The following is a 24,837-nucleotide window of genomic DNA, read 5'->3' on the forward strand; positions in this document are numbered from 1 at the left end:
CGATCGAGGATGGCAGGTGAACCTGCCCCGCCGCCCCGTGCTCGCCGGAATCGCCGCATCCGTTGCCGGAGCCGTGCTGCCGCGCCACACGCTGGCCAGTCGTTCGGCACTCTCGAACCCACTGATTCTCCAGCGCGCCGATCCCCATATCTCGGCGCATGGCGGCCGATATTATTTCACGGCATCCGTGCCGGAATATGATCGTATCGTACTGCGCAGCGCGCCGGGTATCGCCGGGCTTGCCGATGCTGCCGAGGCCGTCCTGTGGCGCCGCCCACAGCAAGGCCGGATGGCGGGGCATATCTGGGCGCCCGAATTTCACCGTGCAGGCGATCGCTGGCTGATCTATTTCGCAGCGGGCGACGGCGACGACGTGTTCCGCATCCGCACCTATGTGCTGGCATGCGACGATGCCGACCCTGTCGCGGGGCGCTGGTCGCTTCTTGGGCAGTTCGAAACGCCCTGGGACAGCTTCACGCTCGACGCCACCGTGTTCGACCATCGCGGCACGCGCTATGCCTGCTGGGCGCAGGCCGAGCCCGGCATCGCCACCAACAGCAATCTGTATCTCGCGCCGCTTACCACTCCAACGACGCTGGCGGCACCGCCGGTACGACTGACTGTCCCCACGCTGCCGTGGGAAATCCAGGGTTTCAAGGTTGCAGAAGGTCCCGCACTGCTCGCGCGCGGCGGGCGGTTGTTCCTGACCTATTCGGCGAGCGCGACCGACGCGCGCTATTGCATGGGCATGCTTACCGCGCGCGACGACGCCGATATCATGGACCCGGCGGCGTGGAGCAAGTCCCCGGTCCCGGTGTTCGCCAGCGCACCCGAGCACGGCGTTTACGGGCCCGGACACAATAGCTTCGTTGTCGATGACCGCGGCCGCGATCTGCTGGTCTACCACGCCCGCGATTATGCCGCGATCAAGGGTGATCCGCTGTACGACCCCAACCGCCATACGCGCGTGCAGCCGATCCGCTATGCCGCCGACGGCACACCGGTGTTTGGGAAGCCATCGCGCAACGGGCCGATTGTCGGCACCGCCTAACCTACATCAACTGTTCGCCTTTTTTTGGCGATCGGCGAAACCTCCCGCTGTCAGGGCACGTTAGCAGTCCTGACCGGCCGCCGCCTTCGCGCGGCCCAACGGAGACCCAGCCATGGCGAAACCGCCCCCATCCCGCCCCTCCAGCGCGGCGATCGCTGCCGGGGCCGCAGCCGTCGCCGCGCTGGCCGGCGCAGCGTTATTGACGCGCAAGTCGCAGTCGCAGGGCAATGACGATGACGCCCCAGGTCGCACTGCACGCACCGGTCGCTTCGGCGACTATGCCGTGGTCGGCAAGACCGTCACCATAGCCAAGCCCGATCGCGCCCAGCTGTTCGCATTCTGGCGCGATTTCGCGAACCTGCCGCGGTTCATGGAAAATCTGAAGTCGGTAGATCACATCGAAGGCAAACGGTCGCGCTGGACGATCACGGGACCGGTCGGCGATGTCATCGTCGAGAGCGAGATTGCCGAAGAGCGTTCCGGCGAACTGATCGCCTGGCGCTCGGTCGAGGGATCGGGCGTCGATACCGAGGGCCGCGTAGCGTTTCGCGATGCGCCGGGTGGGCGCGGCACGCAGGTCGAGTTGATCGTCGCCTACAAGCCGCCGATGGGCCGCGCCGGGCAAGCCGTCGCCAAGCTGCTCCAGCGCGAACCCGCGCAGCAGGCCCGCCGCGATCTGCGCCGCTTCAAAAGCCTGATGGAGACCGGGGAGATCGCGACATCCGACAATCGGTTGAAGTTAGAGGGAGACGCCTGATGCGCGCACTCACGTTTCACGGCACGCAGGACGTTCGCGTCGATACCCATCCCGATCCCCAGATCATCAATCCGCGCGATGCGATCATCCAGGTGAGCTCGACCGCGATCTGCGGGTCGGACCTGCATCTCTACGACGGGGTGATCCCCGCGGTGATGAAGGGCGACATTCTGGGTCACGAATTCATGGGCCGCGTCGTCGAGGCCGGGCCGCATTCGACGCTGAAAAAGGGCCAGCGCGTCGTCGTGCCGTTCACCATTGCCTGCGGATCGTGTTTCTTCTGCTCCGAACAGCAATACAGCGCGTGCGACAATTCCAATCCGGTCGACAAGCGCGAAATGTCGGAAACGCTGTACGGCACGCCGATGAGCGGCCTGTTCGGCTATTCGCATCTCACCGGCGGCTATGCCGGCGGCCAGGCCGAATATGTCCGCGTGCCGTATAGCGACGTGGGGCCGATCGTCATCGAGGATGACGGGCTCGACGACGACAAGGTGCTGTTTCTGTCGGACATCCTCCCCACCGGCTGGATGGCGGCGGAGAATGCCGAGATCGGCAGCGGCGATACCGTCGCGGTATGGGGTGCAGGTCCTGTGGGCCTGTTCGCGGCGCAGAGCGCGCTGATCCTCGGCGCATCGCGCGTGATCGTGATCGACCATTATCCGAACCGTCTCAGGCTGGCCAAGGGGCTGGGCTGCGACGTCGTGAACTTTCGCGAGACCGACGTGCGCGAGGCGTTGATGGAAATGACCGGGGGCATCGGACCCGACGCCGTGATCGATGCGGTCGGCATGGAAGCGCATGGCTTCTCGGCCGACAACATGCTCGACATCGCCAAGCAGAAGGTCGGCGTCGGTGCCGATCGCGCATCCGCGCTGAAGCAGGCCATCCTGGCGGTGCGCAAGGGCGGGCGCGTATCGATCCCCGGCGTCTATGGCGGCATGACTGACAAGTTCCCGCTGGGCGCGCTGATGGAAAAGGGTCTGACGGTCAGGACCGGGCAGACGCATGTGCAGAAATATTCGCACAAGCTGCTCGACATGATCGCCGACGGCACGATCGACACCACGTTCCTGATCTCGCACCGACTTCCGCTCGAGCAGGCGGCCGAGGGCTACAGGAATTTCAAGACCAAGCAGGACGAATTCACCAAGGTCGTCCTCAAACCCGGCATGGAGAAGTAACATGGCAAACAAGCTCGCCGTCATCACCGGCGCATCGACCGGCATCGGCCTCGAACTGGCCAAGATCGCCTCGCGCGAAGGGTATGATCTGGTCGTCGTCGCCGACGAGCCCCAGATCGATGCCGCCGCCGGGGGCTTGCAAAGCGGCAGCGGTAGTGTCGAGGCCGTGGAAGCCGACCTCGCCACCTTCGAAGGCAACGACCGGCTGCTCGCCGCGGTCGGCGGCCGTCCGATCGATGTGCTGATCGCCAATGCCGGACGCGGATTGGGCCATGCCTTTATCGATCAGTCGGCCGCCGAATGGCGCCGCGTCATCGATACCAACGTCACCGGCACCACCTATCTGCTGCAAAAGGTCGCGCAGAGCATGGCGACGCGCGGCGAGGGCCGTATCCTGATCGTCGGATCGATCGCGGGGCTTATCCCCGGCAGCTTTCAGGCGGTGTATAACGGCACCAAAGCCTATCTCGACAGCTTCGCCTATGCGCTGCGCGACGAGCTGAAGGACAGCGGCGTCTCGATCACGGTGCTGATGCCTGGACCGACCGAAACCGACTTCTTCCGCCGGGCGGGCATGCTCGACACTCCGGTCGGCAAGGACGACAGCAAGGAGGATCCCGCCAAGACCGCCGCAAACGGGTGGAAGGCGATGATCGACGGGTCCGCGCACGTCGTGTCCGGGTTCAAGAACAAGGTCCAGGCGGCGATGTCGCATCTGACACCCGACAGCGTCCTCGCCGGACAGCACCGCAAGATGGCCGAACCGGAATAACAGGGCCTTTTCGCCATTCCGTGACAGCGGGGGTACGGCGTCTTGCAGCGTGCGAAGACGTCCGGCCCCTGCCGCGCGGGGGAGACGCGTCGATTCTCAGTTCGCCGCCGCGACCTGCTGGTCCGCTCCGTAGAATTGCGGCAGCCAGTTACGCGTGACCAGCACTTCACCGCCCATCTTGGTAACCTCGAACAGCGCCGCGGCGAATTCGTCGGGGACGCCGATACAGCCATGCGTGGCATAGCCCGCGTCGATCACGCTGCCATGGATCGCGACGCCGCCCCAGGTCAGCCGCTGCATGTACGGCATCGGCGCATTGTAGAGGTTCGAGATGTGGTCGCGCTTCTTCTGGAGAATCTTGAACGTGCCGGTCGGGGTAGGCTTGGAATCGGCGCCGTACAGAATGAAGGCGCGGCCGATCTCCACGCCGCCGCGATAGACGTGCAGCTTCTCGGTCGCGAGATCGACGACGATGCGAACCGGCGCTCCGGCAGGTGCCCCGCTGTCGTCCCAGGCATATTCGCCGTGCACCAGCGGCGTATCCGTCTCGAGGATGGTGGTGACGACCGGGCCCTTGTCCCCCACGCCTGCCGCCTGCGCGCCATCGGGTGCGCCGATCGCCAGCAGCGCCGCGCCGATCAGACCCAGCGTCGCGATACGGATGCGGCGGGCTGCGTTAACCAATGGCATCGATTCGTCCTCCCTGTCCGCACCGATATGCTAACGCTTCACAGCCGTGAAAAGCCCCGGATTTCGGACGTTCCGTATCGGGACGGCGCGCTGTGCGTTAACCGGTGAGCGGGATCAGCATTCCAAGCAGGCCCGCCTGTCGATTAACCATTGCCGGACCACGCGACCGCCCGACTTGACTAACCCCACCAATCGGCTATTGGCCCGCGCTCGCATTGCCGGGGTTCGTCCCTTGCCGTGCACCGTCCGAGACAGTGGGTGGCCGGGATGTGCCCGGCCTTAATCTCCCACCGAGACGGGGAATGAGTTTCACCGCTGCTCGCCTCACGGCTTGCGCGGGTCACGCCGGAAAGTTCGGCGCTGACGATCATGCCCCTCGGACGAGGGAGCCGGGCAACCGCCCGACTTCCGACGTAACCGGGTCCTTCCTGACCGGAGGGCCATTTTGAGGAGACCGGCATGGATCGTTCCCAGAAGACCGAAGCCGTTGCCGAGCTGAATCGCACCTTCAACGAGGTCGGCGTGGTGGTTGTCACCCGCAATCTCGGGATGACCGTCAAGCAATCGACGGACCTCCGCAACAAGATGCGGGCAGCCGGCGCGACCTACAGGGTCAGCAAGAACAGCCTCGCCCGGATCGCGCTCAAGGACACGTCCTATACGGGTCTCGACGACCTGTTGACGGGTCCGGTGGCACTCGGCACCTCGATCGATCCCGTGGCTGCGGCCAAGGTGATCAGCGATTTCGCCAAGACGAACGACAAGGTCGAGATCGTCGGCGGCGCAATGGGTAGCCAGGTGCTTGACGCGAACGGCATCAAGGCGCTCGCTGAACTGCCCTCGCTCGATGAACTGCGTGCCAAGATCGTGGGCCTCGTACAGGCGCCTGCGACCAAGCTCGCAACCATCACCCAGGCACCCGCGGCGCAGCTCGCCCGCGTGCTGTCGGCGTATAGCGAGAAGGAAGCCGCGTAACCGCGCGGTTTTGCTGACCTACTTTCCTGATCCAACCGATTCTAGTGGAGAATATCATGGCTGACCTGAACAAGCTCGTCGATGCACTGAGCGAACTGACCGTCCTCGAAGCCGCCGAGCTGTCGAAGATGCTCGAAGAGAAGTGGGGCGTTTCGGCTGCTGCCGCGGTTGCGGCCGCACCGGCAGCCGGCGGCGCCGGCGGCGGTGCCGCTGCTGCCGAAGAGCAGACCGAATTCGACGTGATCCTGACCGGCGACGGCGGCAAGAAGATCAACGTCATTAAGGAAGTCCGCGCGATCACGTCGCTCGGCCTGACCGAAGCCAAGGCGCTGGTCGAGGGTGCGCCCAAGGCCGTCAAGGAAGGCGTTTCGAAGGACGAGGCCGAAAAGATCAAGGCCCAGCTCGAAGCCGCTGGCGCGACCGTCGAGGTCAAGTAATCGGCCTCGCCCCGCCTGCTGGCGGGGATTGGTTGAACAAGAGGGGCGGTCCAGCGATGGACCGCCCCTTTTTCGTTATTGTGCGGCGAAACCCTGCTCGGCGGCAATCGCCGCTAGTGCCGCCCGCTCCCACGGCATCGCCAGTCGCTCCTCGCCATAAGCGAGCGCATGTCCGGCGATGGACTGGGCCGCCTCGCCCATGACGGCAGGATCGCTGTCGCGCAGCGCCGCCACGCAGTGCACCACGCGCGCGAGCACTTCGAACATGGCAGCCCCATCGCGGACGATGGGGTCGAACAGCATTGCGAAGAGATCATCAGCAGCCAACCGCGGCGCGAACACGCGATCATAGCAGGGCTGCTCCGCACCGCGCAGCGCCGCGCCATATTCGATCAGGGCGCGCAGCGCCGCGCCGAGCACTTCGATCGCAGTCCCGGGATCGTTGACCGCAGGCGACAATGCCCGTGACGCGATCTCGGACAGAACCACAAGTCCGAACCGCGGATCATGATCGAACGCTCGGTTGCGATCGATCGAGAAACAGTCGCGCAGTTCCTCGCGCGCCGCGTCGCCCGGCGAAGGTTCGACGTAAAGAAGCGTCCGGTTCGGATGCACCACCGACCCGGGAAGCAGCTGAAGATAGACGCGCAGGTCGTTGTCCTCGGCAATTTCCTGCAACGCTCCGCAGTCAATATGCGTGATTGGTCCCGTCCGCTCATGCCGGATCGGGATAGCCCCCGGACCCGCCGAACGTTGCGGCAATGCCCCCAATCCCGGGCGGGCGCCCGCCTCGCGCAGCGCTTCGATCGTCGCCCTCTCCACGCGGTGAATGGTGTCTCCGACTCTCCCGAAACGTCCGAGCGCGTCGATCCAGCGCAGCAGCGCCAGGGTGATGAGTACCAGGACGACCAGCGTGGAAAAGAACAGCAACACGCGGCCGCGAGCGTCGTACACCCCTGCCGAAAGCCCGATGATCCCGACGATCGCGAACAAGAAACTGCCGACAAAGGTCGATAGCGCATTCTGCGCCACGGGGTCCGACAGTAACAGCTTGGTCGAGCGCGGCGTCGCGTTCGAAGTCGCCGATGCATAGGCTGACACCGCGATCGACAGCGAGAACGTCGTCACTGCGAGCATGCTCGATGCGATGATGTTGAGGAGGCTCTGTACCGATCCGGATGCCAGCGTCAGATCGGGCTGATACGGCAGATAGGGCGAGATGATGGCAGCGACGACTGCGACCGCCACTGCCGCAACGCTGAACAATACGGTGCGCAACCATACCTGCTTGCCCACCTGGCGCAGCAGCCAGCCGGTCCGGCCAATCAACGCGTTGCTGGTGCTTGCCATCGCTTTCCCTACCCCGCGGCAAGGGCGGGGTCCAATGCGATAGGCTTATGGCACAGTCACCCGCTTGAACGTTGCGCCCTTCAACTCCGGCAGTGCCTTGAGCTGCGGTTCGACCGTCGCCAGATCGCCGACCACCACCAATGTCGCCTGGTCGATCGGCAGCGTCGCCTCTGCCGCCTGCGTCATCGCCTGCGGGGACACCGCCAGCACCGCCGGGACATAGTTCTGCAGCCAATTGTCGGGCAGCCCGAGGGCGTCGCGTTCGGCAAGTGTGCCGACCAGTGCGGGAGCGGTGGCGTTCTGGATCGCGAACAGCCCGGCAAGGTACCGCCCCATGCCGGTCGCTTCCTCGGCGGGCGGCGGCGTGGTCTGGAGCGTGCGCATCTCCTTGAACACTTCGCTGAGCGACGCGCCGGTCACCGCGGTGGTGACGTCGGCGTTGAACGTCCAGCGGCCGCCATAGGGCGTGTGGTCGTACGACGAGTAGGGCGAATAGGTGTAGCCCTTATCCTCGCGAATGTTGCGGGTGATGCGCGAGCTGAATGATCCGCCGAGCAGCGCGTCGGTGACGCGCAGCGGGATATCGCCGGTCGTGCCGGGAGCAGGCGCGGGATAGGCGATGCGCAGCGTCGTCTGCGGCGCGCCGGGGCGATCGACCAGCACAAGCTGCGGTCCCTTGACGGGGGTCGGCGGCAACATCCGCCGCTCCGCACCCGCTTTCCAGTCGCCGAATGCCGCCTCCACCGCGGCCTTGACCGACGCGGCATCGAACTTGCCGGCGATGTAGAGCCGCGCGCGCTTCGCACCGAAATTGTCGGCATAGAAGCGCTTCACCTGATCGATCGTATAGCCGTCGAGCTTGGCCGCGCTTGGGAACAGCGAGCCATATGGATGCTGCGTCCCGTAATAGGTCCGGGCCAGCGCGGCGTCGGCCAGGCTGCCCGGATCAGCCAGGGCCTGTGCCAGCTGCCGCGACCAGTTGCCCTTCACACGCGCGAGCTCGCCCGCCGGAAACGCCGGACGACGCGCGACGTCGCCGACCAGCGCGATCGCGTCGGCGGCGTGTTCGGACAGCACGTTCATCGACACGCTGGTGACGTCGCCGCTCACCCCGGTCGAAAGCCCGCCGCCCATGTCGGCCGCGGCGGTCGCGATCGCCGCGGCATCGCGATTGCCCGCCGCCTGCTTCATCATGTCGGCAGTCAGGTCGGACAGCCACGTGTCGCCGCCTTCGTCGACCGCGCCGGCATAGATGCGCAGCGACACCACCGTCTTCGGCGTGACGCCGTAGGGGATCAGCGTCACCTCCATGCCGTTGGCCAGCGTATAACTCTCATACGCCGGGACGTTGAACGGCTTTGGCTCGCCGATCGGCGGCGCGGGCGGGAATTGCTGCGCGATCGCCGGGGCAGCGATGCCTGCCAGCAACGCCGCGGCGAAAATCATGCGAAGGCTCGACATCATTGTGCTCCCGCGGCGGCGGGTGCCGCGGCGCCCGGCTGGATGACGTGGATCGACCGGTTGGTCGGGCGCAGATATTCCTGTGCGGTCTTTTGAATCAGCGCGGGCGTGACCTTGGCGAACCCGTCCTCGATGCGGTTGATCGCCTGCGGATCGTCGTCGAACAGCGCATAGACCGCGAGCAGATCGATCAGCCCGACACGCCCCGGCCCGTCGACCGTGCTGTAGAGCGCCGAGCGCATCTTGGTCCGCGCGCGCTCGAGTTCGGCGGTGGCAACGGGCTTCGAGCGCAGATCCTCGACGACGCTGTCGACCAGCTTCGTGATCGCTTCATGGCCGATCGTGGGATCGTGCTGGAAGCTGAACGCCCACAGCATCGGCCCCTTGTAATTGAACATGTTGCCCAGCGCGTTGATACCACCATCGACCGATCCAGTGACGCCCTCCTCCTGCACCAGCTTGGCATGGAGACGGCTGTCGTCGCCCTGCACCAGCATCATGTCGATCAGCCCCATCGCATACCATTCGGGGGTGCCGCGCGGCGGCACGTGATAGCCCGCCGAATAGCCGGGGCGCGGCGCGAGCTTGTCGACGCGGCTTTTGAACTTGGCCTCGGTCTGGCGCGGTTCGGAGATATCGGGCTGCGCGACCTTGGGCTTGTTGGGCATCGCGCCGAAATATCTCTCGACCATTGCGCGCGTCGCCGCATAGTCGAGGTCGCCGGCGACGACGAGCACCGCGTTGGACGGCCGATAGTAGTTGTCGAAGAATTGCTTCGAATCCGCCACCGTCGCTGCTTCGAGCTGGTCGAGCTCGCCGTAGAAATTGTGCGCATTGTGCCAGTTGGTGTTGGCGAGCATCGGCAGGTCGATCCACGGCCAGCCGCCATAGGGCTGGTTGAGGACGTTGACCTTGACCTCGTTGGCGACGACGCCCTGCTGGTTCTTGAGGACCACATCGTCGATTACCGGCCGCGCCATGCGATCGGCTTCCAGCCACAGCAGCCGTTCGAGCGCGTTCGACGGCGTGATCTCGAAATAATTGGTGAAGTCGAACCGGGTCGAGCCGTTGTTGAGGCCGCCGACATTGGTGATGGTGGTGTCGAATACGCCCTTGGGCGCGTTTGCCGATCCCTGGAACATCAGATGCTCGAACAGGTGGGCGAACCCGGTGCGGTCGCGCGGCTCGACGCGGAAACCGATACCGTAATAGACGCCGACCGTCACCGTCGGCGCCAGCGTGTCGCGCGACAGCACGACCTTGAGCCCGCTGGGCAGCGTGAAATACTGCATGTCGACTGCCAGCCGCGCCGCTGCGGCCTGCGCCTGCGGCGGATCCTTGGCGATCGCGGCCCCCGGCATCAGCGCCGCCGCGCCCGCCATCAACGCCAATCCAAGTCTCGCTCGCATCGCCGACTCCCCCATCGAACTGTGTTAGCGCGATGCTACAGCAACCAGTGAATCGTGCAACCGGATTGACTATCCCGCCATGCGCAGCGGCGGTGCCGCAGGCGAGACGTGCTGCCGCGCCGCAAGCCGATCGAACATCCGCGGCTCGCCGTCGAACGGCAGCGGGCCGAGCCGGTCGCTCCCGCTGCGCTCGCGGCCGATCAGGAACGCCGCCGACGCGCGCTTGCCGGTGGTCAGCCCCGAACGGAAGCGAGCGCCGACGACCAGCAGCGGCACAAACACGCGGCGCTCGCCCGCTGCGACGGCGTGGATCATCGCCTTGGGAATGGTCAGCCCGGCGTCGAACCGACGCGACTCACCCGGCGCGAGCGCGAACGGATTGTGCGTGCGCGGATCGGGAATTTCGCCGAGCAGCGCGGCAATCTCGGCATCCTGCTGGGCATGCGCGGTGCGCAGGAATGCCGACAACAGGATGTGCTCGGCGCGCGCCTCGCCGCGGTTGGTGACGACGATCGAGAAATCGACGACGCCTTCGAGTATCGTCATGCCCGCGCGATGCGGAACCAGCGCGATATCGAGCGGAGCCGCCGCCGTGGCGGGTCGCGATGCCGGGGTCAGGAACGCGGGGGCCCGAGGCGCCGCCACTTCCGGAGAGGCGGATGGCGACGTTCGGGATGCGACCGGAATTGCCGGCGCAGCGATTGGCGGCTCCGGCTCGGCGATGACTGTTGTCTCCTCCTCCTCCGCTTCGTCGCTGCCGCGGCCGCGCTTGCGGGCAAAGGCAATGCCGCCGACCGCGACCAGCACCGCCGCGATCCCCAGCAGCCACGGCCAGCCACTGGCATCGTCGCGAGGTTCGGCCGCGGACCCTGTATCGGGCATCCCGGATTGCTGCGGCGGGAGTTCGGCGGACGGTTCGACCGGCGACGGCGCAGTGACCGGCGTGGCGGCGGGCTGATCGGAAACCGGAGCCTCGACCGGCGCAGTCTCGGTCGCGACCGGATCGGCGGTTGCAGCGCGGCGATCCGGTGCGGGTGTCGCACGCGGGGGCGCGGTCGCGCGCGGTGGCACGACCACCACCGGGTCCGCCGCCGTTGCAGGCGCCTGCTCCACAGGCGTGGGCGAAGGCGTCGGCGCTGGCGCTGGAGTCGGCGCTGGCGTGCTGCCGCTTCCCGATGGCAGCGAATAGGTGATCGGCGGCGTGATGCGGCTTGGCTGCGGCGTCGGTGTAGGGGTTGGCGTGATGCCCGGGATCACCTGCGCCCGAGCGGGGGCGGCCGCGCAGAACGCCGATGACGCCAACAGGACGGCGGTGATTCTTCGTAAGTCGCGGGAACGATGCATCCTCGCGCCATACTGCCCGGCGCGGCAAAGCCCTTGCGCGATCTTCGACGATGCGATGGACCGAGCAAATCGAGCGCCAATCCGAAGCTGCGGCGGCGGATGTCGACACCGACGCCCTGCTCGACTAGCCGGGACGCGGATATCTTGCGGAGCGCATCTTGGCCCGAACCCAGGCCGCCGATTTCGAACAACGCCAGGCAGCGATCGTCGATCGCGCTGCACGGCTGTTCGCGGGATCAGGATTTCGCGGCACCTCGATCGCCGACATCGCCGCCGCGTGCGAGACGTCCAAATCGCTGATCTATCATTATTATCCGTCCAAGGAGGACGTGCTGTATGCGGTGATGGCGTCGCATGTCGATCAACTGGTCGATGACGTTGCGGCGGTGCGCGCTTCGACGGAGGGGGCGACGGGACGGTTGCGGCTGCTGCTCCAGAAATTCATGGCGCATTATGTCGGTGCCGCCGACCGGCAGAAAGTCCTGCTCAACGAACTCGCCAACCTGCCGCCGGAGCGCCGCCGGACGATCGTCGCCAAACAGCGCGGGATCGTCGAAGCAGTGCGGGCGCTGCTGATCGAGATCGACCCAATGCTCGCCGCCGATCGGGCAACGGCGCAGACCATGCTGCTGTTCGGTGCGATCAACTGGACCCACACCTGGTTCGATCCTGCCGGCGCGCTGAGTGCCGACGCGATCGCCGATATGGCGCTGGAGATGGTGGCCAAGCCGGGCTGAACGGCGGCAGTTCAGGCTATGCGTCGTAATCCAGCGCGACATCGTCGGTCAGCGGCACTGCCTGGCACGTCAGCACATATCCGGCCGCGACTTCCTCGGCACTCAACCCGTAATTGGCCTGCATCGAGACCTCGCCTGCCACCACCTGCGCGCGGCAGGTAGCGCAGACCCCGGCCTTGCACGCGAAAGGCGCCGGCAGTCCCGCAGCGCGCGCGTTCTCAAGAATGCTGCCCTTGTCAGGATCGAAGCGCAGCGTGCGCCTGCGCCCGTCGAGCGTCACCTGCACGGTGCGCCCCGCCGCCTCGGCCTGCGCGGCGCGGGCATGCGCCAGCTGCTCGGCGGTCTGCGGTCCGGCGGTGAAGCGTTCGATCAGGATGCGCTCGGCCGGGACCCCCGCCCCGCGCAGTCCCGCCTCGACTGCGTCCATCATCGGTCCGGGACCGCAGATGAACGCTGCATCGATCCGCGCCGGATCGACCAGCCCCGCCAGCACGTCGCCGACCTTGGCCGCGTCGAGCCGCCCGTTGAACAAGGCGACGTCCTCCTCCTCGTCCTCGAGGAAGTGGTGAACCACCAGCCGGTCGAGATACCGATCCTTCAGCGCGGCGATTTCCTCCAGGAACAGGATGCCGGCCGAGTGGCGATTGCCGTAGAGCAAGGTGAAGCGGCTGAGCGGCTCGGTGGCGAGCGCGGTCTTGAGCAGCGACAGGATCGGCGTGATCCCCGACCCGCCGGCAAACCCGACATAGTCGCGCGCAGCCGCGACGTCGAAGCGCCAGGTGAAGCTGCCATGCGGCGCCATCACCTCGATCTGCTGGCCCGCGGCAAGCGCAGCATTTGCCCAGGTCGAGAACCGCCCGCCGGCGATCGACTTGATCGCGACGCGCAGCTCGCCCTCGTGCGGGGCGACGCACACCGAATAGTTGCGGCGCAATTCCTCACCGTCGATTTCGGCGCGCAGCGTGACATGCTGGCCCGCACGAAATGAAAAATGCTGCGCAGCATTTTCGGGTACGGCGAAGCGCACGGACACGGCATCATCGGTCTCGCGCCGGACTTCGGCGATGGTCAGGCGGTGGAACTGGTCGGACATCCCGCCCCTCAATGACATTTGAAACGGTCGAACGGCTCGGCACAGGTCCGGCAGCGCCACAGCGCCTTGCACGGCGTCGATCCAAATCGGCTGACCTCGACCGTGTCGATCGATCCGCACTGCGGACAGGTCGCGGTCGGCGCAGTCGAAGGCGGGGCGATGCCGTATGCCGCCAGCTTGGCGCGCCCCGCCTCGGTGATCCAGTCGGTGCTCCACGCGGGGGCCAGTATCGTTTCGATGCCGACGCCGCGCATTCCCGCCGCGTCGAGCGCGTCGCGCACCGACTGCTCGATCGCCAGCGTCGCCGGACAGCCGCTATACGTCGGCGTCAGTAGCACGCGTCCGCCCCGCACCCCGCGCACGATGCCAAGGTCGACCACCGATACCGCCGGGATCTCGGGATCGGGAACATCGGCAAGGACCGCCAGCACCGCGGCTTCGTCGATTGCTTCAGCCGTCACCATGTCGCGTCGGGATAGCTGCGCGGCAGATGCTGCATCACTGCCAGCAGATGCCCGAGATGCTCGCTATGGTGTCCCTTGCGCCCGCCGACCACCGCGCGCGGCAGTTCGGGAACAGGAATGGTCGCCTCGTCCAGTACCGCCTGCAGCCGGGCGTCGAATGCGGGACGCAGCGCTGCGCGGTCGGCAGCGATGCCGGCCGCGACCATCCGTTCCTCGATCGCATCCATCGCGAACAGTTCGTCGACGAAGCGCCAGTGCCAGTCGAACCCGTCGATCATGCGCGCCCGGCTCTCGTCGGTGCCGTCACCCAGCCGGATCACCCAGTCGGCCGACAGGTCGGCATGATAGCGCACTTCCTTGACGCCCTTTGCCGCGATCGCCGCGATCTGCGGGTCGGCCGATGCGGTCAGCGCGTCGAGCAGCAGCACGTGCGCGGTGGAGAACAGGAACTGCCGCGCCATCGTCCGCGCGAAGTCGCCGTTGGGCTGCTCGACCATCACGCAATTGCGGAACTGCAGCACGTCGCGCCGGAACGCCAGCGCATCGGCGTCGCGCCCCGCCCCCTCGACGCTGGCGGCGTGATCGAGAAACAGTGTCGCCTGCCCGATCAGGTCGAGGCCGATATTGGCGAGGCTGAGATCGACCTCGAGCGCAGGCGCATGCCCGCACCATTCGCTCAGCCGCTGGCCAAGAATGAGCGCGTCGTCGCCCAGGCGCAGGAGATAGTCGAAATGCGCATCACGGTGGTCGTCGGCGACGGGCGCATCGAATGTGCCCGCATGCGACGCACGGTCGGCGCGCGCCTCGTCCTGCGGCTGGATGGTCGGCAGCGACGGCATCAGATATGCTTCACGCCGTCGGGAATCTGGTAAAAGGTCGGGTGGCGATAGACCTTGTCCTCGGCAGGCGCGAACATCGGGCCCGCCTGATCGGGATCGGACGCGACGATGTCGGCGGAACGCACGACCCAAAGGCTGACGCCCTCCATCCGCCGGGTGTAGACGTCGCGTGCATGACGCACCGCCAGTTCGCCGTCGGGCGCATGGACCGACCCGACATGGCGGTGGCTCAAGCCACCCTTCGAGCGCAGGAACACTTCCCACAGCGGCCAGTCGGGCTGGCTCACGCGGCGATCCTCGCGGCGCGCTTGGCCGCATGCGCATCGGCGGCTTCGCGCACCCACGCGCCGTCCTGCCATGCCTGGCGCCGCGCCGCCATCCGCTCCTTGGCAACCGGTCCCTCGCCGCGCACCACCGCGTAGAATTCGTCCCAGTCGATCGCGCCGAAATCATAGCCTTGCTTGTCCGCATTCCACGCAAGGTCGGGATCGGGCACGCTCAGCCCCAGGAACTCTGCCTGCGGTACGGTGATATCGACGAATTTCTGGCGCAGCGCGTCGTTGGTGTCGCGCTTGATCCGCCAGCGCATAGACTGCGCGGTATTGGGCGAATTGTCGTCGGGCGGGCCGAACATCATCAGCGACGGCCACCACCAGCGATCGAGCGCGTCTTGCGCCATCGCCTTCTGCTCGGGAGTACCCCCTGCCAGTACGGTCATGATCTCATAGCCCTGGCGCTGGTGGAAACTCTCTTCCTTGCACACCTTGACCATCGCGCGGGCGTAGGGGCCATAGGATGTGCGCTGCAACGGCACCTGGTTCATGATCGCCGCACCGTCGACCAGCCAGCCGATCGCGCCCATGTCGGCCCAGGTCAGCGTGGGATAGTTGAAGATCGTCGAATATTTGGCTTTCCCGGCAAGCAGCGCCTCGGTCATCTGATCGCGGCTGGTGCCCAGCGTCTCGGCCGCGCAGTAGAGATACAGGCCGTGCCCGGCCTCGTCCTGGACCTTGGCGAGCAGCACCGCCTTGCGCCGCAGCGACGGCGCGCGGGTTATCCAGTTGCCCTCGGGAAGCATGCCGACGATCTCGGAATGCGCGTGCTGCGAGATCTGGCGCACCAATGTTTTGCGATACGCCTCGGGCATCCAGTCCTTGGGCTCGATGAATTCGTCGGCGGCGACGCGCGCCTCGAACGCTTCGAGCAGGGCCGGGTCTTCCTGACCGATCGGTACCGGCGCTTTCGGGTCGTTCTTGCCAAGTTCAGTGGTGTACATCTGCACTCTCCTGCGGCAGCGATCGTACAATTAATCGACCGATCGGTCAATGAATCGCCTTGCGAGTCTCGCTGCGTCCCGGCATCCTCAACCGATGCAGCCCCAACCAATCTCTATCGTCAAAAGTTTCGCCGAGGGTCGCTGGCACACGCCCGCCGCCAATCTGCAATCCGTCGCCTCTGCACTGACCGGGGCCGTCGTTGCGCAGACCAGCAGCGATGGGCTCGATTTCGGCGCGATGGTCAGCTTCGCGCGGCGCGTCGGCGGCCCCGCCTTGCGCGCCATGACGTTCCGCGAACGCGCGGCGATGCTCAAGGCGCTGGCGCAGGCGGTAATGGCACGCAAGGAAGAGCTTTACGCACTAGCTGTAGCGACCGGCGCGACGCGCAGCGACAATGCCATCGATATCGAGGGCGGTGCGGGCACGCTGTTCTCCTACGCATCGAAAGGGCGGCGCGAGCTGCCCGACGACCAGTTGTGGATCGACGGCGAACCCGAACCGCTCGGGCGCGGCGGCAGTTTCGTTGGCCAGCACGTCCTGAGCCCGCGCCACGGCGTCGCGGTCCACATCAATGCCTTCAACTTTCCGGTATGGGGCATGCTCGAAAAGCTTGGCCCCACCTGGCTCGCCGGGATGCCCGCGATCGTCAAGCCGGCGCAGGCCACCGGCTATGTCTCGGAAGCGTGCGTGCAGCTATTGCTCGACACCGGGTTGCTGCCGGAAGGCGCGCTGCAACTGGTGTCGGGTTCGGCCGGTGACCTGCTCGACCATCTCGGCGGACAGGACGTCGTCGCCTTCACCGGATCGGCGGCAACCGCGCAGAAGCTGCAGAACCATTCGGTGATCGCGCGCGAGGCGGTGCGCTTCACTGCCGAGCGCGATTCGCTGAATGCCTCGATCCTGGGCCCTGACGCCGAGCCGGGCAGCCCTGAATTTGACCTGTTCGTGCGCGAGGTGGTGCGCGAGATGACCGTCAAGGCCGGCCAGAAATGCACCGCGATCCGCCGCGCGCTCGTCCCGTCGTCGCTGATCGACGACGTTCAGGATGCAGTGTCGGCCCGGCTCGCGAAGATCGTCGTCGGCGATCCCGCCGTCGAGGGCGTGCGCATGGGCGCGCTGGTCAGCCGCGCCCAGCGCGACGATGTCCGCGCGCGCGTGACCGAGCTGGCGGCCGAGGCACGGCTGGTGCACGGTTCATTGAGCGATGTCGCATTGACCGGCGACGGCCTCGAAAGCGGCGCGTTCCTGTCGCCGCTGCTGCTGCGCGCCGACGACCCCGGCAGCGCCAGCCTGATCCACGAGGTCGAGGCGTTCGGACCGGTCGCAACGCTGATGCCGTATCGCGACCTCGACGACGCGGTCATGCTCGCCAATCGCGGCAAGGGATCGCTGGTGATGTCGGTGTTCACGCACGATGCCGCGGTCGCGCGCGACGTCACGCTCGGCGCCGGAGCATTCCACGGCCGCATCCTCCTTGCCGACCGCGACAGCGCCGGGGAATCGACTGGGCACGGCTCGCCGCTGCCGGTGCTCGTCCACGGCGGCCCCGGCCGTGCAGGCGGCGGCGAGGAGCTTGGCGGGCTGCGCGGGGTCAAGCATTACATGCAGCGCACCGCGCTCCAGGGTAGCCCGGCATTGCTGTCGAAAGTGGTGCGCCAACAGCTTCCCGGCGCCCCGATCGTTGAGGGCGACCGCCATCCCTTCCGCCTGACCTTTACCGAGATCGAGCCCGGCTACAGCGTCCGCACTGCGCCGCGTACCGTGACGCTTGCCGACATCGAGCAGTTCGCGCATTTCACCGGCGACACCTTCTACGCGCATATGGACGAGGAGGCCGCGACCGCAAATCCGCTGTTCGGCGGGCGCGTCGCGCATGGCTATCTCATCCTCGCCTTCGCCGCCGGGCTGTTCGTCGATCCCGCCCCCGGCCCGGTGCTCGCCAATTACGGGCTCGAGAACCTGCGCTTCGTCCAGCCCCTCAAGCCTGGTGAAGCCATGCAGGCGGTGCTGACGTGCAAGTCGAAAGTGCTCAAGACCGACGAAATGGGCGAAGTGCGCTGGAACGTGCGGGTGACCAATCAGGACGGCGACCTTGTGGCGACCTACGACCTGCTGACGATGAACGCGCTGGTTTGAGCGCAAGCGCCGGGATGGCAAGGATGCGGCTTGCGGTTATCATTGCGAGATGTCGATGCGCACCGCCAAGCCGCTTGCCGCACGTCGCCTGTCCTCGCCGATCGGCACGCTGACGCTGGTCGCGCGCGATGCCGGGCTGGCGGCAGTGCTGTGGCCCGACGACGCTCCGACGCGGGTTCCGCTCGGCGCGATGGACGACGCCGCGGACCATCCGATCCTCGATCTGGCCGAAGCGCAACTCACCGAATATTTCCGCGGCGAGCGCACCGAATTCACCGTGCCGCTCGACTTCGCCGGCACCGCGTTCCAGCGGCAGGTCTGGGCGGCGCTGCTGACCATTCCGTTCGGCCAGACGCGCAGCTACGCAGCCATCGCCGCGCAGATCGGCCGCCCCACCGCCACCCGCGCGGTCGGTGCCGCCAATGGGCGCAACCCGATCTCGATCCTCGCGCCGTGCCACCGCGTGATCGGCGCGAGCGGAAAGCTCACCGGCTTTGCCGGCGGGCTTGGCGTCAAGAAATGGCTGCTCGCTCACGAAAGCAGCGACGCTACATTCGCGTCAGGATGAAGCCCATCCCCTGGAAATCGCCGCGCAGCGTCACGTCGACGCCGTGGTTCATCCAGTATGCGCCGCTGGCGTTGACCGGCACAGTCGCCGGCAGCGCCGCGCCGTCCATCATCTCGATCCGATATTGCGCGTCAGCGTCGAGCCCGCGCAGCTGGATCGCCGACATCGTGTCGAGCTTGTGCGTCGATCCGACCAATGTGAACAGCGCCGCCTGGCTGCGGTCGGCCGCGACGTAGAGGTTGCTCCAGCGCGCATCCGCATCGTTGGCGCGATTGAGGCGATAGAGGTCGCCGCGCTGCACCGTCTCGCGGATCTGCTTGTACGCATAGACATAGCGCTTCGCGATCGTGAAATCGATCTCCTGCCAGTCGTTCAGGTCGGTGCCGATGCCGAGCCCGCCCTGCATCGCCGACAGGAAGCGGAACGCCAGCGTCGTCTGGCGCTGGTTGACCCAGTTCGGGCTGTCGGTGACCCACGCCATCATCGCGCCGGGGGCATAGGCCTGGGTAAAGCCGTCCTGGATCTGCATGCGATCGAACGGGTCGGTATTGTCCGACGGCCACACCTGATCGGTGCGCGCCATGATGCCAAGATCGACGCGCCCGCCGCCGCCCGAACAGCTTTCGATCTCGATCGTCGGATGGCGCTTTCGCAGCTCGTCGACGATGTAATAGAGATTGTGGACATAGGCGACGTACAGCGTCTGCTGATCATCGACCTCCGCATCCGGCCAGCCGGGCTCGGACCAGTTGCGGTTATAGTCCCATTTCAGAAAGGCGATGTCGTTCTCGCGCAGCAGCTTGTCGAGCGCGGCAAGGACGTAATCGCGCACGTCGGTGCGCGCGAGATTGAGCACTAGCTGGTTGCGCCCCTGCGTCTGCGGGCGTCCGTCGAACTGCATCACCCATTCGGGATGGGCGCGGAACAGGTCGCTATCGGGATTGATCATCTCGGGCTCGACCCACAGCCCGAAATCCATGCCGAGCGCCTTCACCCGGTCGATCAACGGGGTAAGGCCCTCGGGAAACTTGGTGGGGTTCACCGCCCAGTCTCCCAGCCCTGCGCTGTCGTTGTTGCGCGCGCCGAACCAGCCGTCGTCCATCACGAAGCGCTCGACGCCCAGCGTCGCGGCGCGCTCCGCGAGCGCGATCTGGTCGGCCGCGTTGACGTCGAACTCGGTCGCTTCCCAGCTATTGTAGAGGATCTTGCGCAGCGGCACCGCACGCTCGGTCTTGCGGCCTTCGGATTCCAGCCCGTCATGCTTGGGCAGGATTTCCTGCCGCTGGAACCGATGGAAGATGCGCGACGCCTCCCCCATCCCGACATCCGAATAGCCCACGTAGAAGGTCGGGGTCAGCAGCTTAGCGCCCGGCTGCAGGCGATAGGCGAAGTCGAACGGATTGTAGCCGCCGACGATGCGGATGCGCCCGGTCACGTCCTGGTCGAGGGTGATCCGCCACGATCCGCTCCACGCCAGCGCGCCGATCCAGGCCGGGCCGCTTTCCTCGGTGGTGTTGGCGCGGGTGATCGCGAACCACGGATTGTTCTGACTGCCGGTCGATCCGCGGCGGCTTTCGAGCACGGTCGAACCGGGCTTGAGCGCGCGCTGCTGCAACGTCCATTCCGCCGCCCAGCGCCCGGTCGAATAGTGGAGTTGATAGTCGTTGGCGACCGGGAGGGTGTAGCCTGCCGCCGCCGCTTGATCGACGCGGACGTCGGCAGTGCCCTTGTTCTCGATCACCGCCGAGCGACCGATCACGCCGGTGTCGCGATCGATCCGATAGCGCAGCGTAACTTCCAGCGGCCGGTCGATATCCGAAAGCAAGACGCGGATTTCGTCGCCGTCGATTTCGTGGCTGCGATAGTTGAGCACCAGATCGCGGTTGCCGTCCGGGTAGCTGACCTTGAGCGCCGGTTCGGCATAGAGGCCCCCGCCCTGCCCGGCATATTCCTGCGGCACGATATTGGTGACGACGTCGAAGCCGCTATGCCCCGACAGTTCGGGCGCCTCGAGCGGGTCGCCTTTGTGCAGCCTTTTGCCCCAGTAGACCGATTGCAGCATGCCGCTGGCATTGATCTTGAACGCGTAGGTGACGTCGGCGCCGTCGAGGCGGAAGATGCGCGTTCCGGCATCGTAGCTGGCCTGTGCGAGCGCCGCACCCGGGCTCAGCAGCGCGCTTGCTGCCGCCAGTGCCTGCCAATGTCGTCGCTTCATCGACCCCTCCGTCTTATCATACATAAATGAACCCCACATCGCTCGGCATCGCGGAGTTTGGCGCTAGCTAACGCTTAGCTCGACGCATGTCGCCAAAAAAGTCACTCGACAAGGTCGATTTAATATCATATTTAATCTGCAAGCGGGAGAGGCCGCGGATCAAGGAGGGGAACCATGAGCATGACGAACGCACGCAGTCTGGCCATTTTGCTCGCAGGGGTCACGACGCTTGCCTGGGTGGCCCCCGCCGCCGCGCAGACGACCGATCCGTTGCAGACTTCCGACGACTCCTCTGCCGATCCGGCGCTCGACCAGGAAGGCGAAGAAATCGTCGTCACCGGCATCCGCGCCAGCCTCGAGAACGCGCTCGATATCAAGCGCGACGCGATCGGCGTGGTGGATGCCATTTCCGCCGAGGACATCGGCGATTTCCCCGATGCCAACATCGCCGAGTCGCTGCAGCGCATCTCCGGCGTGTCGATCGACCGCGTCAACGGCGAGGGCCGCGGCATCACCGTTCGCGGACTGGGGCCGGAATTCAACACGGTGCTGCTCAACAACCGCCTGCTGTCGACCGAGGTCGGCGGACGCTCCTTTTCGTTCGACATCCTCTCGTCCGAACTGATCAGCGGCGCCGAAGTCTATAAATCGTCCGAAGCGCGGCTGCAGGAAGGCGGCATCGGTTCGACCGTGATCCTGCGCACCGCGCGCCCGACCGATCGCGCCGGCACCCATTTCGCGGGCAGCGCCGCCGGTCGCCACGACAGTACGTCGGAAGAGATCACGCCGTTCCTGTCGGGCGTGCTCAGCCATAGCAACGCCGATCGGACGTTCGGCGTGCTGGTCAGCGCGGTCTACGACAAGCGCAATTTCAACCTGACCAACATCTCGACCGATGGCTGGATCATCGACCAGACGATCGACACCGACGGCGACGGCGCGACCGACACCAGCGGCGTGTCGCTGCCCCGCACGCTCAACTTCACCGCCACCGACAGCAGCCGCGAGCGGATTGGCGGCACCTTCGCGCTCGACTGGGTGTTCTCCGACCAGCTCAAATTCACGATGGACGCGCTCTATACCCAGCAAAAGGTGGCGAGCCGCACCAACCAGCTCGGCTATTATGTCGATCCCGCCCGGATCACCGATGCCACGGTCAACGCCAATGGCACCGCGACCGAATTCACGGTGCTGCCCGCGACTGCTAATGCCGGGCTGGCGTCGGACAATATCGTATCGACCGCGCCGCAGGATGCCCGCACCTATCAGATCGGCGGCAACTTCACCTGGACGCCAAATGACGAACTGACGGTCGTCGTCGATGGCGCGCATTCGAACTCGCGAGATGCGGCCGACCAGCTGTTCTACGTGGTCGGCACGCGTCAGGTCGGCGTCACCCCAACCTTCATCCTCGACGGCCCCGGCGGGCTGCCGACGATGACCAACGTGCTTCCCGCAAACGACCGTTCGCGTCCCCTGCTGCATTGCTGTTCGGAACGCGGCGGCCGCAACGGCGACACCACCAACCAGGCGACGGTCGACGCGACCTGGGACATCGACGGGCTGCTCGACAAGCTGCAGGGCGGCGTGCTGTTCACCAATCGCAAGAAGATCAGCATCGTTCGCGAATCGCCCGAGCCGCTCGGCTGCTTCTATTGCGGCTATCTCGCCGAAGCGCCGGGATCGCTGTTCAGCGATTTCAGCGCCGACGTACTCGGCCGTCCGATGACGTGGCTCGATTACGACCGCGACGCGCTGGTCGCCTATTACGGGTCGGACGCCGCGGTTTCGCAGGTCGGCGACGAAAGCCAGGCGGCGATCGACGCGCGCAACCGCTTCCTCGCCGTCTATCGCGGGAACAATAACAGCCTCGATCCGATCGATCGCGAGCGCGGGTCGGGCACGGTGCGCGAGAATACCTTCGCCGCGTATCTGCAGGCGTCGTTCGAGGGTGATTTCGGCGGCAGCCGGTGGACGGCAATGGCGGGCGGGCGCGTCATCCACACCGACCTGCACGCCACCGGTTATTCGGTGACCTTGCTCGACATCATCCAGAACCCCGCCGATCCGACCGCGGCGGTTCCGGTCTACAGCCCGACCATCCCGGTCGATGCCGACAACAGCTACACCTATTTCCTGCCGACGCTCAATTTCCGGCTCAACATCACCGAGGATCTGGTGTTCCGCCTCGCCGGATCGCGCACGCTGACCCGGCCGACGCTGAGCCGCCTGGGGCTGTCGCAGGACTTCGTGTTCCGCCCGCCCAACTCGAATACGGTGAGCGGCGGCAATCCGTTCCTGAAGCCCTTCCTGGCGTGGAATGCCGATGCCGGGGTCGACTATTATCTCAACCGGTCGAGCTATGTCAGCATCAACGGTTTCTACAAGAAGCTGCAGAACTTCATCATTTCGGGCCAGCAGCCGGAGGAGTATTTCGGCCTGACCTTCATCGCCAACCGCCCCTACAACGCCCAGAACGGCGAGGTATACGGGCTCGAGGCAGCGGTGCAGACGACGTTCGACTTCCTGCCCGCACCGTTCGACGGCTTCGGGGTCTCCGCCAACTATACCAAGGTCGAAAGCTCGATCCGGTTCGATCCGTCGCTCAGCAACCAGACGTTCAATGTCGAGGGGCTGTCGGATTCGGCCAACCTGATCGCCTTCTATGAAAAGGGGCTGTTCCAGTTCCGCGCCGCGTACAACTGGCGCGACGGCTTCCTGCGCCAGACCTTCGGGCCGCAGAGCCAGCCGGAGAATATCGGCGCGTACAGCCAGGTCGACCTGAGCGGCAGCATCAAGATCAACAACCAGCTGTCGTTCTTCGGCGAAGTCCTCAACCTCACCAACGAGAAGTTCCGCAGCTTCTCGCGCTTCGAGGAGCGGCTGATCACGCTGTCGGACCAGGGACGCCGCATCACCGCCGGGCTGCGCGCCAGCTTCTGATCGAATAAGGGGGACGGTCGCGGCTGAAGGGTCGCGGCCGTTTATTTCGTGAGCAGAAGGCAACAGGCGATGGTGGTGGTGCGCAGCCGATCGATCGCCTTGCCAAACGGCACCGATGCACAGCTGTTCACCCTAGGTGCCGGGACAGGGCTGACCGTCACCCTGTCCGATCTCGGCGCCACGCTGATCGCGATCTCGGCGCCCGACCGTGACGGCGGTGTCGACAATGTCCTGCTCGGATCACACGATCTCGCCGATTATCCGGTCGCCGGTTCGGCGCGGTCGCATCATTATCTCGGCGCGACCTGCGGGCGCTTCGCCAATCGCATCGCCGGCGCACGCTTCGTGCTCGACGGCCACGAATATCGGGTCGCCGCCAATGATCCGCCGCACCATCTCCATGGAGGAGTTGTCGGGTTCGACGCGCTCCGGTGGAATGCACAGCTCGTCACCGATGGCGTGACGATGCAGTTGGAGAGCGCCGACGGCGACCAGGGCTTTCCCGGCACGCTGACCGTGCAGGCGACGTTCCGCATCATCGACGGCGACACGCTGGAGATCGCGTACGAAGCGACAAGCGACCGGCCGACCCACGTCAACCTCACCAGCCACGGCTATTTCAACCTGGCCGGACGTGACAGCATAACGGCCGCCGACCACCTGCTGACGATCGCTGCCGACCGCTATCTGCCGATCGCCCCCGATGCGATCCCGCTCGGTACGCTCGAGCCGGTTGTCGGCACGCCGTTCGACTTTCGCACACCGCGCGCGATCGGCGAGCGGATCGACGCCGATCATCCCCAGATCGAGGCAGGCGACGGTTACAACCACTGCTTCGCACTCGATACGCCGCGTCTCGACCGCACCAGCGCAGTGCTCAGCCATCGCGGCAGCGGCCGGCGCATGGCAATCGCGACCAGCGTGCCGGGGCTGCAACTCTATAGCGGCAACGCACTGCCAGACGACGGTCTCGCCCGCGGCCGCCGCAGCGGCGTCGCGATCGAAGCGCAGCATTTTCCCGATACGCCCAATCGTCCGGGCTTTCCGGCCACGCGGCTCGATCCCGGCGAGACGTGGCGTTCGGTCACTCGGCTGACGTTCAGCGCCGACGGGTGAGCGCTTCCAGGTCCAGTGC

The 24,837-nt window shown here is 66.0% G+C and carries 22 protein-coding genes; 11 read left to right on the forward strand and 11 right to left on the reverse strand.

Annotation, left to right across the window (positions count from 1 at the left end):
- Window positions 1-16: 16 nt before the first annotated feature.
- The 4 genes from FHY50_RS07715 (at window position 17) to FHY50_RS07730 (ending at window position 3,764) form a co-directional block, all read left to right on the forward strand.
- Window positions 17-1,051, forward strand: a complete 1,035-nt coding sequence (locus FHY50_RS07715; protein ID WP_140047905.1) for a family 43 glycosylhydrolase — start codon at window positions 17-19, stop codon at window positions 1,049-1,051.
- A gap of 112 nt (window positions 1,052-1,163) precedes the next feature.
- Window positions 1,164-1,808, forward strand: a complete 645-nt coding sequence (locus tag FHY50_RS07720; RefSeq protein WP_140047906.1) for an SRPBCC family protein — start codon at window positions 1,164-1,166, stop codon at window positions 1,806-1,808.
- Window positions 1,808-2,992: a zinc-dependent alcohol dehydrogenase gene (locus FHY50_RS07725; protein WP_140047907.1), complete on the forward strand. Its 1,185-nt coding sequence runs from the start codon at window positions 1,808-1,810 to the stop codon at window positions 2,990-2,992. Before FHY50_RS07720 ends, FHY50_RS07725 begins: the two co-directional genes overlap by 1 nt.
- A 1-nt stretch (window position 2,993) precedes the next feature.
- The gene (locus FHY50_RS07730; RefSeq protein WP_140047908.1) at window positions 2,994-3,764 is read left to right on the forward strand and encodes an SDR family NAD(P)-dependent oxidoreductase; all 771 of its coding nucleotides are present in this window, start codon (window positions 2,994-2,996) and stop codon (window positions 3,762-3,764) included.
- 96 nt (window positions 3,765-3,860) lie between these two features.
- Here the strand turns inward: FHY50_RS07730 and FHY50_RS07735 are convergent, their stop codons facing one another.
- Complete coding sequence (locus FHY50_RS07735; RefSeq protein ID WP_140047909.1) at window positions 3,861-4,454, reverse strand: L,D-transpeptidase family protein; 594 nt, start codon at window positions 4,452-4,454, stop codon at window positions 3,861-3,863.
- A 459-nt stretch (window positions 4,455-4,913) separates the two neighbouring features.
- On the opposite strand from FHY50_RS07735, the gene rplJ reads away from it, so the two are divergent.
- Complete coding sequence (gene rplJ, locus FHY50_RS07740) at window positions 4,914-5,429, forward strand: 50S ribosomal protein L10 (RefSeq protein ID WP_140047910.1); 516 nt, start codon at window positions 4,914-4,916, stop codon at window positions 5,427-5,429.
- A gap of 56 nt (window positions 5,430-5,485) precedes the next feature.
- Complete coding sequence (gene rplL / locus FHY50_RS07745; protein WP_140047911.1) at window positions 5,486-5,866, forward strand: 50S ribosomal protein L7/L12; 381 nt, start codon at window positions 5,486-5,488, stop codon at window positions 5,864-5,866.
- Between the two features lie 75 nt (window positions 5,867-5,941).
- Here rplL and FHY50_RS07750 read toward each other — a convergent pair whose 3' ends face one another.
- The 4 genes from FHY50_RS07750 to FHY50_RS07765 form a co-directional block, all read right to left on the reverse strand.
- Window positions 5,942-7,216, reverse strand: a complete 1,275-nt coding sequence (locus FHY50_RS07750; protein WP_140047912.1) for a DUF2254 domain-containing protein — start codon at window positions 7,214-7,216, stop codon at window positions 5,942-5,944.
- A gap of 45 nt (window positions 7,217-7,261) precedes the next feature.
- Entirely contained in the window at window positions 7,262-8,662 is a 1,401-nt protein-coding gene (locus FHY50_RS07755; protein WP_166745402.1) for a M16 family metallopeptidase, read from the reverse strand.
- Between the two features lie 14 nt (window positions 8,663-8,676).
- Complete coding sequence (locus FHY50_RS07760) at window positions 8,677-10,086, reverse strand: M16 family metallopeptidase (protein WP_140047914.1); 1,410 nt, start codon at window positions 10,084-10,086, stop codon at window positions 8,677-8,679.
- Window positions 10,087-10,155: 69 nt separating this feature from the next.
- Window positions 10,156-11,343 carry a hypothetical protein gene (locus FHY50_RS07765; protein WP_140047915.1) on the reverse strand — a complete coding sequence of 396 codons (1,188 nt, stop codon included), beginning with the start codon at window positions 11,341-11,343 and terminating at the stop codon, window positions 10,156-10,158.
- 245 nt (window positions 11,344-11,588) lie between these two features.
- On the opposite strand from FHY50_RS07765, the gene FHY50_RS07770 reads away from it, so the two are divergent.
- Complete coding sequence (locus FHY50_RS07770) at window positions 11,589-12,167, forward strand: TetR/AcrR family transcriptional regulator (protein ID WP_140047916.1); 579 nt, start codon at window positions 11,589-11,591, stop codon at window positions 12,165-12,167.
- A gap of 16 nt (window positions 12,168-12,183) precedes the next feature.
- On the opposite strand, the gene paaE is transcribed toward FHY50_RS07770, so the two are convergent.
- From paaE to paaA, 5 genes are read right to left on the reverse strand one after another with little or no spacing between them, the layout of a single operon-like run.
- The gene (paaE, locus tag FHY50_RS07775) at window positions 12,184-13,260 is read right to left on the reverse strand and encodes a 1,2-phenylacetyl-CoA epoxidase subunit PaaE (RefSeq protein WP_140047917.1); all 1,077 of its coding nucleotides are present in this window, start codon (window positions 13,258-13,260) and stop codon (window positions 12,184-12,186) included.
- Between the two features lie 8 nt (window positions 13,261-13,268).
- On the reverse strand, window positions 13,269-13,724 hold the full coding sequence (paaD, locus tag FHY50_RS07780; protein WP_140047918.1) for a 1,2-phenylacetyl-CoA epoxidase subunit PaaD: 456 nt from the start codon (window positions 13,722-13,724) through the stop codon (window positions 13,269-13,271).
- A complete protein-coding gene (gene paaC / locus FHY50_RS07785; protein ID WP_140047919.1) occupies window positions 13,718-14,563 on the reverse strand; it encodes a 1,2-phenylacetyl-CoA epoxidase subunit PaaC in 846 nt (281 codons plus the stop codon). Before paaC ends, paaD begins: the two co-directional genes overlap by 7 nt.
- Entirely contained in the window at window positions 14,563-14,850 is a 288-nt protein-coding gene (gene paaB, locus FHY50_RS07790; RefSeq protein ID WP_244935310.1) for a 1,2-phenylacetyl-CoA epoxidase subunit PaaB, read from the reverse strand. Before paaB ends, paaC begins: the two co-directional genes overlap by 1 nt.
- Window positions 14,847-15,839: a 1,2-phenylacetyl-CoA epoxidase subunit PaaA gene (gene paaA / locus FHY50_RS07795; protein ID WP_140047921.1), complete on the reverse strand. Its 993-nt coding sequence runs from the start codon at window positions 15,837-15,839 to the stop codon at window positions 14,847-14,849. The genes paaB and paaA overlap by 4 nt, the downstream gene beginning before the upstream one ends.
- A gap of 94 nt (window positions 15,840-15,933) precedes the next feature.
- Between paaA and paaZ the strand changes: the two genes are divergently transcribed.
- Both paaZ and FHY50_RS07805 read left to right on the forward strand, forming a co-directional pair.
- Complete coding sequence (paaZ, locus tag FHY50_RS07800; RefSeq protein WP_140047922.1) at window positions 15,934-17,976, forward strand: phenylacetic acid degradation bifunctional protein PaaZ; 2,043 nt, start codon at window positions 15,934-15,936, stop codon at window positions 17,974-17,976.
- 55 nt (window positions 17,977-18,031) lie between these two features.
- Window positions 18,032-18,544 (forward strand): methylated-DNA--[protein]-cysteine S-methyltransferase, encoded by a 513-nt coding sequence (locus tag FHY50_RS07805; protein ID WP_140231088.1) that lies wholly within the window; start codon window positions 18,032-18,034, stop codon window positions 18,542-18,544.
- Here the strand turns inward: FHY50_RS07805 and FHY50_RS07810 are convergent.
- Window positions 18,525-20,759, reverse strand: a complete 2,235-nt coding sequence (locus FHY50_RS07810; RefSeq protein WP_140047923.1) for an alpha-galactosidase — start codon at window positions 20,757-20,759, stop codon at window positions 18,525-18,527. The genes FHY50_RS07805 and FHY50_RS07810 overlap by 20 nt on opposite strands.
- 174 nt (window positions 20,760-20,933) lie before the next feature.
- On the opposite strand from FHY50_RS07810, the gene FHY50_RS07815 reads away from it, so the two are divergent.
- Both FHY50_RS07815 and FHY50_RS07820 read left to right on the forward strand, forming a co-directional pair.
- The gene (locus FHY50_RS07815; RefSeq protein WP_140047924.1) at window positions 20,934-23,702 is read left to right on the forward strand and encodes a TonB-dependent receptor; all 2,769 of its coding nucleotides are present in this window, start codon (window positions 20,934-20,936) and stop codon (window positions 23,700-23,702) included.
- A gap of 48 nt (window positions 23,703-23,750) precedes the next feature.
- Window positions 23,751-24,818, forward strand: coding sequence for an aldose epimerase family protein (locus FHY50_RS07820; RefSeq protein WP_244935311.1), 1,068 nt, complete (start codon window positions 23,751-23,753; stop codon window positions 24,816-24,818).
- Window positions 24,819-24,837: the final 19 nt, after the last annotated feature.

The sequence above is a fragment of the Sphingomonas japonica genome (genome assembly GCF_006346325.1).
In the GTDB taxonomy this organism is placed as follows: domain Bacteria; phylum Pseudomonadota; class Alphaproteobacteria; order Sphingomonadales; family Sphingomonadaceae; genus Sphingomonas; species Sphingomonas japonica.

Bases quoted from the DNA above. Each gene is read 5' to 3' on its own strand.
- FHY50_RS07720 (WP_140047906.1), top strand. From the start codon at position 1,164: ATGGCGAAACCGCCCCCATCCCGCCCCTCCAGCGCGGCGATCGCTGCC.
- FHY50_RS07725 (WP_140047907.1), top strand. From the start codon at position 1,808: ATGCGCGCACTCACGTTTCACGGCACGCAGGACGTTCGCGTCGATACC.
- FHY50_RS07730 (WP_140047908.1), top strand. From the start codon at position 2,994: ATGGCAAACAAGCTCGCCGTCATCACCGGCGCATCGACCGGCATCGGC.
- FHY50_RS07735 (WP_140047909.1), bottom strand. From the start codon at position 4,454: ATGCCATTGGTTAACGCAGCCCGCCGCATCCGTATCGCGACGCTGGGT.
- rplJ (WP_140047910.1), top strand. From the start codon at position 4,914: ATGGATCGTTCCCAGAAGACCGAAGCCGTTGCCGAGCTGAATCGCACC.
- rplL (WP_140047911.1), top strand. From the start codon at position 5,486: ATGGCTGACCTGAACAAGCTCGTCGATGCACTGAGCGAACTGACCGTC.
- FHY50_RS07750 (WP_140047912.1), bottom strand. From the start codon at position 7,216: ATGGCAAGCACCAGCAACGCGTTGATTGGCCGGACCGGCTGGCTGCTG.
- FHY50_RS07755 (WP_166745402.1), bottom strand. From the start codon at position 8,662: ATGATTTTCGCCGCGGCGTTGCTGGCAGGCATCGCTGCCCCGGCGATC.
- FHY50_RS07760 (WP_140047914.1), bottom strand. From the start codon at position 10,086: ATGCGAGCGAGACTTGGATTGGCGTTGATGGCGGGCGCGGCGGCGCTG.
- paaE (WP_140047917.1), bottom strand. From the start codon at position 13,260: ATGTCCGACCAGTTCCACCGCCTGACCATCGCCGAAGTCCGGCGCGAG.
- paaD (WP_140047918.1), bottom strand. From the start codon at position 13,724: ATGGTGACGGCTGAAGCAATCGACGAAGCCGCGGTGCTGGCGGTCCTT.
- paaC (WP_140047919.1), bottom strand. From the start codon at position 14,563: ATGCCGTCGCTGCCGACCATCCAGCCGCAGGACGAGGCGCGCGCCGAC.
- paaA (WP_140047921.1), bottom strand. From the start codon at position 15,839: ATGTACACCACTGAACTTGGCAAGAACGACCCGAAAGCGCCGGTACCG.
- paaZ (WP_140047922.1), top strand. From the start codon at position 15,934: ATGCAGCCCCAACCAATCTCTATCGTCAAAAGTTTCGCCGAGGGTCGC.
- FHY50_RS07805 (WP_140231088.1), top strand. From the start codon at position 18,032: ATGCGCACCGCCAAGCCGCTTGCCGCACGTCGCCTGTCCTCGCCGATC.
- FHY50_RS07810 (WP_140047923.1), bottom strand. From the start codon at position 20,759: ATGAAGCGACGACATTGGCAGGCACTGGCGGCAGCAAGCGCGCTGCTG.
- FHY50_RS07815 (WP_140047924.1), top strand. From the start codon at position 20,934: ATGAGCATGACGAACGCACGCAGTCTGGCCATTTTGCTCGCAGGGGTC.